General features: G+C 55.6%; 8 protein-coding genes. 7 read left to right on the top strand and 1 reads right to left on the bottom strand.

Annotated features, from left to right (window positions below):
* Nucleotides 1-32: 32 nt before the first annotated feature.
* From F0Q32_RS14010 to F0Q32_RS13985, 6 genes are all read left to right on the top strand, one after another.
* Nucleotides 33-2225, top strand: a complete 2193-nt coding sequence (locus F0Q32_RS14010) for a type I secretion system permease/ATPase (RefSeq protein ID WP_149463559.1) — start codon at nucleotides 33-35, stop codon at nucleotides 2223-2225.
* On the top strand, nucleotides 2222-3397 hold the full coding sequence (locus tag F0Q32_RS14005) for an HlyD family efflux transporter periplasmic adaptor subunit (RefSeq protein WP_149463558.1): 1176 nt from the start codon (nucleotides 2222-2224) through the stop codon (nucleotides 3395-3397). Before F0Q32_RS14010 ends, F0Q32_RS14005 begins: the two co-directional genes overlap by 4 nt.
* Before the next feature lie 459 nt (nucleotides 3398-3856).
* Nucleotides 3857-4948 (top strand): porin OmpC, encoded by a 1092-nt coding sequence (gene ompC / locus F0Q32_RS14000; protein ID WP_149463557.1) that lies wholly within the window; start codon nucleotides 3857-3859, stop codon nucleotides 4946-4948.
* A gap of 182 nt (nucleotides 4949-5130) precedes the next feature.
* The gene (locus F0Q32_RS13995) at nucleotides 5131-6345 is read left to right on the top strand and encodes a serine hydrolase (RefSeq protein ID WP_255475348.1); all 1215 of its coding nucleotides are present in this window, start codon (nucleotides 5131-5133) and stop codon (nucleotides 6343-6345) included.
* 111 nt (nucleotides 6346-6456) lie between these two features.
* Nucleotides 6457-7536, top strand: a complete 1080-nt coding sequence (locus tag F0Q32_RS13990; protein WP_149463555.1) for an efflux RND transporter periplasmic adaptor subunit — start codon at nucleotides 6457-6459, stop codon at nucleotides 7534-7536.
* Nucleotides 7537-7545: 9 nt separating this feature from the next.
* Nucleotides 7546-10641, top strand: coding sequence for an efflux RND transporter permease subunit (locus tag F0Q32_RS13985; RefSeq protein ID WP_149463554.1), 3096 nt, complete (start codon nucleotides 7546-7548; stop codon nucleotides 10639-10641).
* A gap of 38 nt (nucleotides 10642-10679) precedes the next feature.
* Here F0Q32_RS13985 and F0Q32_RS13980 read toward each other — a convergent pair whose 3' ends face one another.
* Nucleotides 10680-11669, bottom strand: a complete 990-nt coding sequence (locus F0Q32_RS13980) for an aldo/keto reductase (protein WP_149463553.1) — start codon at nucleotides 11667-11669, stop codon at nucleotides 10680-10682.
* A 208-nt stretch (nucleotides 11670-11877) separates the two neighbouring features.
* Here F0Q32_RS13980 and F0Q32_RS13975 point away from each other — a divergent pair, with 208 nt between their 5' ends.
* Nucleotides 11878-12999 carry a cupin domain-containing protein gene (locus F0Q32_RS13975; RefSeq protein ID WP_149463552.1) on the top strand — a complete coding sequence of 374 codons (1122 nt, stop codon included), beginning with the start codon at nucleotides 11878-11880 and terminating at the stop codon, nucleotides 12997-12999.
* Nucleotides 13000-13075 lie beyond the last annotated feature (76 nt).

Below are 13075 nucleotides of genomic sequence, written 5' to 3'. Positions count from 1 at the left end.
TCCCGCCAGGCTGCCACAGGAAGTGATACACCATGAGAACCCGAACCCAACACGAACCCTGGCTGCTGGCGCTGTTAAGCGTCGCCCGGCACTATCGCCTCGATTTTTCCGAGGAAAATGTGCGGGTTGCCGTGAACCAGGGCACAAACTACTCCGCCCGCGAAATCCAGGAAGACATCGCCCGTCAACTCGGGCTTGGATTACGCTACACACCGCCCGATCTCTCGCTTATCGATCCGTGGCGATTGCCGTTGATTGCTGTACTGGATAATGAGGCTGTGGCAGTAATCTCGCGTATGGATGGCGAGGGCAATTTTATCCTGCTGATGAGCGGCGACGGTGAACAGCAAACGGTGGTCAACCGCGATGAGCTGGCCTCCCGCCTGACGTCGCTGGCAGTGGCGAGGCCGCAGGACACCATTCCTGACGTGCGTGTCGATGAGTACATCAAACCCTATAAGAAAAACTGGTTCTGGCAACTGGCGCTGAAAGACTGGCGGCGCTACAGCGATATTATGCTGGCGGCGCTGGTGGCGAACCTGCTGGCATTGAGCGGCATGATTTTTTCGATGCAGGTCTATGACCGCGTCGTGCCTTCTCAGTCCGAAGCCACGCTGTGGGTACTGTTTGGCGGCGTGATGCTCGCCATCATTTTTGAATTTACCATGCGTATGATCCGCGTGCATATCTCGGATGTGGTGGGAAAACGCGCCGATTTACGCATTTCTGACCGTGTATTCGCCCGTGCGCTGCGTCTGAAAAATAACGCCCGCTCCAAATCGACCGGGACGTTTATTTCCCAGTTGCGCGAACTGGAATCCGTGCGTGAGCTGATCACCTCCACCACCATCAGTACGGTGAGTGACATCCCGTTCTTCCTGCTGTTCGTCTTTATTCTGTGGATGATTGGCGGCCCGCTGGTGTTTGTGGTGCTGCTCGCGATTCCGCTGTTACTTATCCCCGGCATGTTGATCCAGAGGCCGCTATCGAGGCTGGCTAACGACGGCATGCGCGAAAGTGCGATCCGCAACGCCACGCTGGTTGAAGCGGTGCAGGGTATTGAAGATATCAAACTGCTGCGCGCCGAGCGTCGATTCCAGAACCAGTGGAACAACAGTAACGATGTCGCTGCGTCTATCAGCATGAAGCAACGCTGGCTCACGGGGTTGCTAATGACGTGGACACAGGAGGTGCAGTCGATTGTTTATGCGGTGGTCTTGCTGGTGGGCTGTTATCTGGTGATGAGTGGTGATATGACCACCGGTGCGCTGGTGGGGACCTCGATTCTGGCTTCGCGCACGATTGCGCCGCTGGCGCAGATCTCCGGTGTATTGTCGCGCTGGCAGGCGGCGAAAGTGGCGCGTAAAAGTCTCGATGAGTTGATGAAGCGCCCGGTCGATCAGCCGGAGCCGCGCGAGCGCGTGCATCGTACCAATCTGAGCGGCCACTATCTGCTTGATAACGTCGGTTTTTACTACGATGAAGAGGAGAAGGTTAACGTCCTGACGATACCGAAGCTGGAGATAAAATCCGGTGAAAAAGTGGCGATTCTTGGACGAAATGGTTCAGGGAAAAGTACGCTGCTGCAACTGCTCGCCGGAATGCAGGACCCGCAGGCCGGAACAGTTTCACTGGATGATATCAGCCTGCCGTTGCTTGACGTTGCTGATGTGCGGCGTGACATGGCGTTTCTCAGCCAGAATGCGCGACTCTTTTTCGGCTCGGTACGGGAAAACATCACGATGGGCAGGCCGCTGGCCTCCGACGATGATATCCACCGCGCGCTTACGATGAGCGGGGCGCTGGAGTTTGTTCGCCAGCAAAAAAACGGCCTTAACTATCAGATACTGGAAGGTGGTTTTGGCCTCTCGGGTGGGCAGCGTCAGGCTCTCCTTCTGGCGCGCATGCTGATTACGCAGCCAAACATTGTATTGATGGATGAGCCAACGGCCTGGCTGGATGAGATCAGTGAACAGCGGTTGATTGGTTATCTGGAGCAATGGATCGGGCGCCGCACCCTGGTGATCGCCACCCATCGGCTGGCGATCCTCCATCTGGTCGATCGCATTATCGTGCTGGACAAGGGCAAAGTGGTTATGGATGGCCCTCGCGATGTCATTCTCAAACAGCAGCGTCCCGCTGAGGCAGCCACACAGGCGCAACCCGTCCGGCGTGCCACGCTGAATCGCTCAGCCGCTGACAGCAGCAAGGAGGAGACGATATGAGACGTGAAGACCTCTATGATGGGCATTTTAACGAACCTCCTTTGCCGCGTGCGACTGTTGTCGCCTGGGCGCTGGCCTTACTGCTGGGGCTCTTTGTGGTCTGGGCCTGGTTTTTCGAACTCGACGAGGTGACAACCGGTAGCGGAACCGTGGTGCCTTCCTCTCGCGAACAGATCATTCAGTCGCTGGAAGGCGGCATTTTAACGCGACTTAGCGTGAAAGAGGGCGATATCGTTGAGCGCGGGCAGGTGCTGGCGCAGCTCGATCGCACCAAGACGGAATCTGGCGTGCAGGAGAGTTTATCTCGCTACAACGCTGCGCTGGCGCGCGCCGCGCGTTTAAATGCGGAAGTGAACGATACTGCACTGACGTTCCCGGAAGAGTTACAGCAGTATCCTTCGCTGATTGCACAGGAGACGCGTCTGTATGAATCGCGTCGCAGCAGTTTAACAGAAGGCATAAAGGGGCTTCGGGATGGCATCGTGCTGGTCGATCGCGAGCTGGCGATGACTCAACCGTTAATTCGCAAAGGGGCGGCCAGTGATGTGGAAGTGTTGCGTCTGCAACGGCAGAAAAACGATCTCAACAGCCGTATCACCGAAATGAATACGCAATATTATGTTCGCGCGCGTGAGGAATTATCGAAAGCGGAAGAGGAAATTGCCGCCCAGCGCTCCGTCATTCGTGGGCGCACGGATTCGCTCGATCGTCTGGAATTTACCGCGCCGGTTACCGGTATTGTGAAAGATATTGAAGTGACCACTGTCGGAGGCGTTATCCCGCCGAATGGCAAATTAATGAGTATGGTGCCACTTGACGATCAGATGCTGATTGAAGCGCATATTTCACCGCGTGATGTCGCATTTATCCACCCCGGTCAGAAAGCGTTGGTAAAAATTACCGCGTATGATTACTCGATTTATGGTGGTTTAAAAGGTGAGGTGGTCATGATTTCACCTGATACGATCCAGGATGATGTGAAACGCGATGTTTACTATTACCGCGTTTATATTCGTACTGATCACAACTTTGTCGAGAATAAAAACGGCCATAAATCCCCCATTTTTCCCGGCATGATCGCGACGGTAGATATCCGCACCGGCAGTAAAACCGTACTCGATTATTTAATAAAACCGTTTAATAAAGTGCAGGAAGCGCTACGCGAGCGGTGAGGATACCCTCACCCTAACCCTCTCCCTCAGGGAGAGGGAACTGATCGAGCCAATGGTTAAGAATGCGCGGTTTTCCCCCTCTCCCTGAGGGAGAGGGCCGGGGTGAGGGGGGAATGCCCGCAAACGCACCCAATTCCCCATTAATTCCCCTGTTTTTTATTTACCACCTGATAATACCTCCCGAAATTATATTCTATAAATATTCGTGTTTATCGTTTGTTTACTATTTTATTACATGATCGTTTTGCGTTAATAAAATGTTTTATCAGGATTGTCTAATTTCGAATTCATACGCCAAATAAGCCAACTTGATCCGGTTTTTACATTTTGTTACATGTGTCAGCTATTCATTTGTGAATAATTGAATAATGTATAAATCGCTTCGCAAAGAAGCACGTATGAATAGTACTTTTGGACCTTTCATACTCTTAAAATTAAATATAATGATGGTGGCTTAATATGAAAAAAATTCTCGCAGTCGTTATTCCTGCCATTCTGGCCGCAGGCGCAGCACACGCAGCAGAAATCTATAACAAAGACGGTAATAAACTCGATTTATATGGCAAAGTTGACGCTCGCCATATTTTCTCTGACGACAAGGGCGCTGATGGCGATAACACCTATGTTCGTTTCGGTTTCAAAGGGGAAACGCAAATCAATGACCAACTGACCGGTTACGGCCAGTGGGAATACAACATTCAGGGCAACAAAACGGAAGATGGCGCTGACACCGCAACCCGTCTGGCGTTTGCCGGCCTGAACGCGGGCGAATACGGCAGCTTTGATTACGGCCGTAACTACGGCGTTATCTACGACGTAGAAGCCTGGACCGATATGCTGCCGGTCTTCGGCGGTGATTCTTACACCCAGACCGACGGCTTCATGACCGGTCGTGCGAACGGCCTCGCGACTTACCGTAACACCGGCTTCTTCGGCCTGGTTGACGGCCTGAACTTTGCCATCCAGTACCAGGGCAAAAACGGTGGCAGCGGCGAAACTAACAACGGTCGCGATAACGTGCTGAAGCAGAACGGCGAAGGTTGGGGCGGTTCCGTGTCCTACGAATTCGCTGAAGGCTTCGCGGCTTCTGCAGCATACTCCGGTTCTAAGCGTACCGACCAGCAGCAGACACGTACTCAAAACACGGCTGAGAACGCAGAAGCCTGGGCGGGTGGTCTGAAATATGATGCGAACAACCTGTACCTGGCGGCAACCTATGCGGAAACCCGTAACATGACCGGCGGTTCGTATGATTCCAATACCATCGCGTTCGACAAAACTAAAAACATTGAACTGGTTGCTCAGTATCAGTTTGATTTCGGTCTGCGTCCGTCCCTCGCATATCTGCAATCTCGCGGCGACCATAATGGTTCCGGTGATATGGATATCGTGAAATATATCGAAGTGGGTGCGAACTACTACTTCAACAAAAACATGGCCGTCTACGCAGATTATAAAATCAACCTGCTCGACAGCGATAATGCCAATGTTCAGCGTCAGGGTCTGAATACGGATAACCAGGTTGGTATCGGCGCTGTTTACCAGTTCTGATTAGCCTGAATACGCCAGCCTTTACGCTGGCGTAAGCTTTACTACCCTCTATGCCTGTTATTTGCCGGATGGCATTATGCTATCTGGCAAATACTTTTAGCCTTTTTCCTGCTGTCTTTATCTCTGTCATTCCATTATTATTGCGCGTCGAAAAAGTGTGCAGCGCAGGAAAGAGTGAGATTTTGCTAAAGACTTCCCCATTATCGTTAACCCTTTTGATGGGAATGTTCCTGACGGGCTGCCACTCCTCGCTATCCAGTAATCCGGTTGATACGCTGAATAAGACGACGTCACTGCACGCGATCTGCGATGCCCCCTTAGACCGCCAGATAACGCACCTCGCCCGCGACCATTTTGCCCGCCAGCGTTCCACCGCACTGGTGATTGGTGTGATTTCACCCAATCAGCCGCCACAGATCTTCAGCTACGGTTTTACTGATTCAGATAAACGCGTGCCGGTAACCGGCGATACGCTTTTTGCCGTGGGGTCGGTTACCAAAGGCGTAACCGCCGAAATTGCCGCATTACAGGTGCAACAGAATAAGCTCGCATGGCATACAACGCTCCGCGAATTATTTCCATCTGAGAAAGACCTGAGTCCGGACGCGCAAAAAATCACGGTCGAGCAGCTTGCCAGCCATACGGCGGGCCTGCCAAGACAGGCTTATAATTTACCGATGTTAGGTAAACTGGTGCGCTATGTTTTCACCGGCGAACCCTTTTACGATGATCTGGACCGCGGTGAGTATCAGGATTATCTCAGCACCTTCCGCGCGCCGGATAACGTTCAGGTAAATTATTCCAACCTGGGTTACGCCATTTTAGACAGCGCGCTGGAAACCAACGCCTCGCGAACCATTCCCGAAATGGCACAGCAGTCGATTTTTACCCCGCTAAAGATGATGCATACCGGCTATGTGCCGGAAAAACTTCCCGGCTATATTCTGCGCGCGCGTGGTCACGCGGGCGACCAGCCAAAATTCGTCGCCCGTGGAGAAGTGGTGCCGGAGTGGCGCTTCAGCCATGATATGGTCGGCGCGGCATCCATGTGGTCAACGGGCAATGACCTGTTGCGCTATTTGCAGGCACATCTCTCCGGCACGGGTAATGCGCAGTTGAATCTCGCTTTTGCTGATGCCATGACCCTTCGCCGCTTCCAGAACGATGATGACGCCGCGGCCCTGGGCTGGTTGGGTTATTCCGCCTATGGGCAAACCCTGCTCTATCAATCCGGTTTTATAGGTGGTTACAGCAGCTATATCGGCCTGGATAAACGCCACGGCAACGCCATCGTGGTGCTGCAAAACAGTTTTAACTGGCAGAACGATATTGGCCATCGCTTGTTGTTGCGCATGGCGGTTGCCAGCGATCATCCCCGGATCTGTACCGCGCCGTAACCCGCGTGTCCGCTTGTTTAGACCTGGTTTAGCCCGCTTCTGTAACAATCCCTGTAGTAAAAATGGACGACTTCCTTCACGGAATTTGAAGGAAGACTACAAGGGATATTTATGCCAAAAACCATCCGCCACGCCGTATTCAGCTGTGTGCTGATTGCCTGCTCGTTGAGCCCCGCTTTCGCCTCGGCCATTGCCGTTCGCGTTTCTACCGTTGAAAACGTCAGCCATGCCGCCGAGCGCCAGATACCGGGCCGTATCGAAGCGATTCATACCGTTGAGCTGCGCGCGCGCATTGAGGGCGCGATTCACACCATTCATTTCCATGACGGCCAGTATGTGAAGCAGGGCGACCTGTTATTTGAACTGGATGACGCGGAACATCAGGCGGCGTTGCGCTTAGCGCAGGCGGAGCTGAACAGCGCGCAAGCCACGTTACGTCAGGCTCAGCAAGTGCTCAACCGCTATCAAAGCCTGAAAAGCAGCGATGCCATTAGCCGTAACGATGTGGATAACGCTCGCATGCAGCGCGATGTCGCCAGCGCCGCCGTTGCACAGGCCAGCGCACGCGTAGAGGCACGGAAGGTCACGTTGGGCTATACGCGCATCACCTCCCCGGTGAATGGCCGTATCGGTCATACACAATTTCATGTCGGCAGCCTGGTGAGCCCTTCCAGCGGTACGCTGGTTGACGTAGTGCAGCTCGACCCCATTCGCATCGCATTCGCGCTGGAAGAGCAGGTCTTCGCCAGTAAAGTCGATCGTCATGCGGACGTTGGCGCGCTGAAAAAAGCGTGGCTGGCGCAGATTGAGGTGGGCGATGCACGCGAAGACGGCGTGCTGACGTCAGTGGATAATCGTATTGACCCGCGTACCGCCAGCGTCACGCTACGCGCGGAATTTGCCAATCCTCGTCATCGCCTGCTGCCAGGCGGCAGTATTAACGTCTGGCTGCGTCCGCAGGAGGCGCAGCAGGTTGTAATGCTCCCGGCGGCGGCGGTCATGCAGAACGGCGACGGGTTCTACACCTGGGTCATCTCAAAGGAGAATACCGCCGAGAAACGCCCGCTGAAATTAGCCGGGCAGATTGGACAAGCTTATCAGGTGCTGGAAGGTGTGAAAGCCGGTGAGCGCGTGGTGGTCGAGGGTGTGCAGCGCGTGCAGAACGGTGCTGCGGTCCAGGTGCTGAATTAAGGAGCCGCCATGCTGACTTTCTTTATTAAGCGCCCCCGCTTCGCGATGGTGATTGCGCTGGTCATTACCCTGCTGGGCGCGATTGCCCTGAAGATTATTCCGGTGGAGCAGTACCCGCAAATCACGCCGCCGGTGGTTAACGTCAGCGCCAGCTGGCCAGGTGCCAGTGCAACGGATGTTGCCGAAGCGATTGCTACGCCGCTGGAAACCCAGCTAAATGGCGTCGATCATATGCTTTATATGGAATCGACCAGTTCCGATGAGGGGAGCTATAGCCTTAGCATCACCTTCGCCGCCGGAACCGATCCCGATCTCGCCGCGATTGACGTGCAAAACCGTGTCTCGCAGGCGCTGGCGCAACTGCCCGCCGAGGCGCAGCAGAATGGCGTCCAGGTGCGTAAGCGCGCCACCAATCTGATGATGGGCGTAAGTTTATATTCGCCGAATCAATCCCACTCGCCAGAGTTTGTCAGCAATTATGCCAGCACGCAGGTGCGTGAAGCATTGGCGCGTTTGCCGGGTGTTGGACAAGTGCAGATGTTCGGCGCCAGGGATTACAGCATGCGTATCTGGCTGCGTCCGGATCGCATGAATGCACTGAATATTACGACCGATGATATTTCCCAGGCGCTGCGCGAACAAAACGTGCAGGGCGCAGCCGGGCAAATTGGTACGCCGCCGGTCTTTAACGGTCAGCAACAGACCTTGACCATTAAAGGGTTGGGGCGACTGAATGAGGTTGAGGCGTTTCGCCATATCATTGTGCGCACTGGTGAAAACGGCCAGCGCGTGCGGCTGGAAGATGTAGCAACCATCGAACTGGGCGCGCGAAACTATAACGCAGGCGCGCAGCTGAATGGCCACGATTCGGCCTATCTCGGTATTTACCCCACGCCTTCGGCGAATGCGCTTAACGTGGCGGAAAATGTGCGTGCCGAGCTGGAACGGCTGGGGGCGCGTTTCCCGGCGGATTTAACCTATGAAGTGAAATTCGATACCACCCGTTTTGTCGCGGCGACCATTAAAGAAATTGGGGTGTCGCTGGCGCTCACGCTGCTGGCGGTTGTTGTTGTGGTTTCGCTGTTTCTGCAAAGCTGGCGGGCGACACTCATTGTTGCGCTGGCGATCCCTGTCTCGCTGGTGGGGACCTTTGCGGTGCTTTATCTGCTGGGGTATACCGCCAATACATTGAGTTTATTTGCGATCATCCTGGCGCTGACCATGGTGGTGGACGACGCCATTGTGGTCGTCGAAAACGTCGAATCGCTTATGGCAGAAGGCATGAATCGTCGCGACGCCACGGCGAAAGCGTTGCAGCAAATCGCCGGGCCGGTGATCGCCACATCGCTGGTATTGCTGGCGGTATTTGTGCCGGTAGCCTTGCTGCCGGGGATCGTCGGCGAGCTGTATCGTCAGTTTGCCGTCACGCTGTCGGCGGCGGTGGTGTTGTCGAGCCTGGTGGCGCTGACGCTCACGCCCGCCCTGTGCGCATTATTGCTTCGTCCGCGCGCTGAGCGCCCGACGCTGATATTTCGTGGGTTTAATTGTGGGCTGGAAGCCACACGCCGCATTTATGTTCGGTTAGTGGGGCTGTTCAATCTGCGCCCGCTGCTGGCATTGCTGGCGATAGGCATTGCGGCGGCGGTCACTGCGTTTTGTTTCAGCAGCATGCCGAAAGGTTTTCTGCCGCAGGAAGATCAGGGCTACTTCTTTGCCAGCGTGCAGTTACCGGATTCCGCTTCGCTTGAGCGCACGGAGGCGGTAATGGCGCAGGCACGGCAAATTATCGCGGCGAACCCGGCGGTGAGCGACGTTATCCAGGTTTCTGGTTTTAATATTCTCAACGGCACCACCGCATCGAGCGGCGGGTTTATGTCCGTGATGCTGAAAGAGTGGCACGAGCGCGCGCCTCTGGAGGCGGTGATGGCGTCGCTTCAGCAGCAGCTTTTTGCGCTACCGGAAGCGACCATTATGACCTTCGCCCCCGCCACGTTGCCGGGGTTGGGTAATGCATCCGGTTTCGACCTGCGTATTCAGGCGCAGGCCGGACAGTCGCCGAATGAACTGGAGAAAGTGACTCAGCAGGTGCTGCGCAAAGCTAATCAGCATGCGCAACTAAACCGGGTCTTCACCACATGGAGCAGCAACGTGCCGCAGTTGACGCTCACCGTTGACCGCGAGCGCGCGGCGCAGCTGGATGTTCCGGTCTCGCAAATCTTTAATAGCCTGCAAACGGCTTTCGGTGGCACTCGCGCCGGGGATTTCACTATCAACAACCGTTCGTATCACGTGGTGATGCAAAACGAAATGCAGTGGCGTGAACGCGCCGAGCAAATCAGCGAGCTCTACGTTCGCAGCACTGGCGGCGATCGCGTGCGCCTGAGCAACCTCGTGACCATCACGCCAACCGTCGGCGCGCCATTCCTGCAACAGTACAACCAGTTTCCATCGGTGTCGGTGAGCGGATCGGCAGCGGCGGGCGTCAGCAGCAGCACCGCCATGACCGCGATGGCGCAGATTCTGGAAGAATCGCTGCCGGAAGGTTACAGCTACGCCTGGAGCGGAATCTCCTATCAGGAGCAGCAGACGGGAAATCAGGCCATCTGGATTGTGCTGGCGGCGGTGGTGATGGCGTGGCTGTTCCTCGTCGCCCAGTACGAAAGCTGGACGCTGCCGGCAAGCGTCATGCTCTCGGTGTTGGTCGCTATCGGTGGTGCGCTCACCTGGTTGTGGATTGCCGGGTACGCCAACGACGTTTATGTGCAGATTGGTCTGGTATTGTTAATCGCCCTGGCGGCGAAAAACGCCATTCTGATCGTCGAGTTTGCCCGTACGCGGCGGGAAGAAGGGATGTCGATTGTGGATGCCGCGCGCGAAGGCGCGTCACGCCGCTTCCGCGCCGTGATGATGACGGCCGTCTCGTTTATTATTGGCGTCACGCCGATGGTGCTGGCGACAGGGGCCGGAGCGCAAAGCCGCCGCATCATTGGTACTACCGTATTCAGCGGCATGCTGGTGGCGACGGTGGTGGGGATTGTGTTTATCCCTGCGCTGTATGTGCTGTTCCAGCGTTTGCGCGAGTGGGCGCACGGGAAGACTGAGTAGCGTATGTGGCCCGGTCAGCCATGACCGGGCCGTGCGGTTTATTTCCCCACGCGCGCCTGTAAGGCTGCCGGATAACGCTCACCCACGATGCGCACGGTTTCCAGCGCCTGGGTGATTTTTTGCAAATCGTCTGGTGCGAGGACCACTTCTGCAGCCCCCAGGTTTTCCTCCAGACGATGCAGTTTGGTGGTGCCGGGAATCGGCACGATCCACGGTTTTTGCGCCAGCAGCCAGGCGAGGGCGATTTGTGCAGGCGTCACGTTTTGCGCTTTGGACAACACACCGATAAGCCGCACCAGCTGCTCGTTAGCTTCACGCGCCTCGGTGGCAAAACGCGGCACTTTGCTGCGGAAATCGTCATCGCCGAAGATGGTATTGGCGGTGATTGCGCCGGTCAAAAAGCCTTTGCCCAACGGGCTAAACGGCACAAAACCAATCCCCAGTTCTTCCAGTAGCGGCAGAATCGCCTGTTCCGGCTCGCGCCACCACATGGAATATTCACTTTGCAGCGCGGCTACGTGCTGCACCGCATGCGCGCGGCGAATCGTCTCGACACCCGCTTCGGACAAACCAAAGTGTTTTACTTTGCCTTCGGCAATCAAATCTTTCACTACGCCCGCGACATCTTCAATCGGCACTTCCGGGTCAACACGGTGCTGGTAGAGCAGGTCGATAACATCGGTTTTTAGCCGTTTGAGCGAACCTTCAACGGCAACGCGGATGTGTTCCGGGCGGCTGTTGAGGATCTGCTGTTTGTTATCGTCGCCAAAGGTGAAGCCGAATTTGGTGGCGATGACCACCTGGTCGCGAAACGGGGCCAACGCTTCGCCCACCACTTCTTCATTAATATACGGGCCGTAAACTTCTGCGGTATCGAAGAAGGTAACGCCGCGTGAGACGGCGGCGCGAATCAGCTCAATCGCCTGTTTACGATCGGTCGCCGGGCCATAGCCGAAGCTGAGCCCCATGCAGCCGAGACCAAGGGCGGAGACTTCCAGCCCTGACTTGCCAAGTATGCGTTTGTTCATGATTGCGCTCCTGAGGGGGAATTTGCTGTGGTAAGAAGCATAGCGCAACGGGATTCATGTGATTAGACAGGGTTAATCGCTAGAGTTTATGAATCTGGATCATAAATCGCGCAATCAGGCATATCGCGCGCGATTGACCCATGACAAGGCAGCGCTGTTCGTCTGCTCCGTATAATCAGGCCTGTTTGCTCACTGATGGTATGAAAAAATGGCTTATCAACTTAACCTTAACTGGCCGGAGTTTCTTGAGAAATACTGGCAGAAAAAACCTGTTGTACTGAAGAAAGCGTTCGCTGACTTTGTTGATCCGATCACCCCGGATGAACTGGCTGGCCTGGCGATGGAACCCGAAGTCGACAGCCGACTGGTAAGCCATGCCAACGGAAAATGGCAGGCAAGCAATGGCCCGTTTGAGCATTTCGATGGCTTAGGCGAGACGGGCTGGTCGCTGCTGGCGCAGGCTGTGAACCACTGGCACGCGCCATCAGCGGAGCTGGTGCGTCCGTTCCGCGTCCTGCCGGACTGGCGTCTGGACGATTTAATGATCTCCTTCTCTGTACCGGGCGGCGGCGTGGGCCCGCATATCGATCAGTATGATGTGTTTATTATTCAGGGCATGGGCAGCCGTCGCTGGCGCGTGGGCGATAAATTGCCGATGCGTCAGTTCTGCCCGCATCCGGCGCTGCTGCACGTCGATCCGTTTGAGCCGATCATCGATGAAGATCTGGAGCCGGGCGATATTCTCTATATTCCGCCAGGATTCCCGCACGACGGTTTCACCCACGAAACGGCGCTGAACTATTCCGTTGGCTTCCGTGGGCCAAACGGGCGCGATCTGATCAGCAGCTTCGCGGATTACGCGCTGGAAAATGATCTGGGCAGCGAACATTACAGCGATCCGGATCTCACCGTTCGCGAGCACGCTGGCCGCATTGAAGAGTATGAACTTGAGCGCCTGCGCGGAATGATGATCGAGATGATCAGCAAGCCGGACGATTTTAAGCAGTGGTTTGGTAGCTTTGTGACTACTCCGCGTCATGAGCTGGATATCGCCCCGGCAGAACCGCCTTACGAGCCGCAGGAAGTGGTAGACGCGCTGATGGACGGAGAAACGCTGGTGCGTTTGAACGGGCTGCGTGTGCTGAGCGTGAGCGGCAGCGTGTTCGTTAACAGCGAACCGCTGGACGTCAGCGACGCGGCGGCGGCAGATGCGCTCTCCCGCTACACGACGCTTGGCAAGGCTGAGCTGGGTGAGGCGTTAACCAACCCGGTGTTTGCTGAAGAGCTGACGGCTTTGATTAATCAGGGATATTGGTTCTTCGACGAGTAGTGCGCCTTTTCCCCCCTCCCCCTAACCCTCTCCCTCAAGGGAGAGGGGACTGATTGTGCACAGTTGCTAAGCTCTG

Origin of the sequence: Pseudocitrobacter sp. 73 (genome assembly GCF_008369545.1) — a bacterium.
Classification (GTDB): domain Bacteria; phylum Pseudomonadota; class Gammaproteobacteria; order Enterobacterales; family Enterobacteriaceae; genus Pseudocitrobacter; species Pseudocitrobacter vendiensis.
The sequence above is the reverse complement of the archived record's forward strand: the minus strand, read 5'-3'. Positions and strand labels throughout refer to the sequence as shown.

What these genes read in the sequence shown, in the direction of transcription:
- F0Q32_RS14010 (WP_149463559.1), top strand. Translation starts at nt 33, where the DNA reads ATGAGAACCCGAACCCAACACGAACCCTGGCTGCTGGCGCTGTTAAGC.
- F0Q32_RS14005 (WP_149463558.1), top strand. Translation starts at nt 2,222, where the DNA reads ATGAGACGTGAAGACCTCTATGATGGGCATTTTAACGAACCTCCTTTG.
- ompC (WP_149463557.1), top strand. Translation starts at nt 3,857, where the DNA reads ATGAAAAAAATTCTCGCAGTCGTTATTCCTGCCATTCTGGCCGCAGGC.
- F0Q32_RS13990 (WP_149463555.1), top strand. Translation starts at nt 6,457, where the DNA reads ATGCCAAAAACCATCCGCCACGCCGTATTCAGCTGTGTGCTGATTGCC.
- F0Q32_RS13985 (WP_149463554.1), top strand. Translation starts at nt 7,546, where the DNA reads ATGCTGACTTTCTTTATTAAGCGCCCCCGCTTCGCGATGGTGATTGCG.
- F0Q32_RS13980 (WP_149463553.1), bottom strand. Translation starts at nt 11,669, where the DNA reads ATGAACAAACGCATACTTGGCAAGTCAGGGCTGGAAGTCTCCGCCCTT.
- F0Q32_RS13975 (WP_149463552.1), top strand. Translation starts at nt 11,878, where the DNA reads ATGGCTTATCAACTTAACCTTAACTGGCCGGAGTTTCTTGAGAAATAC.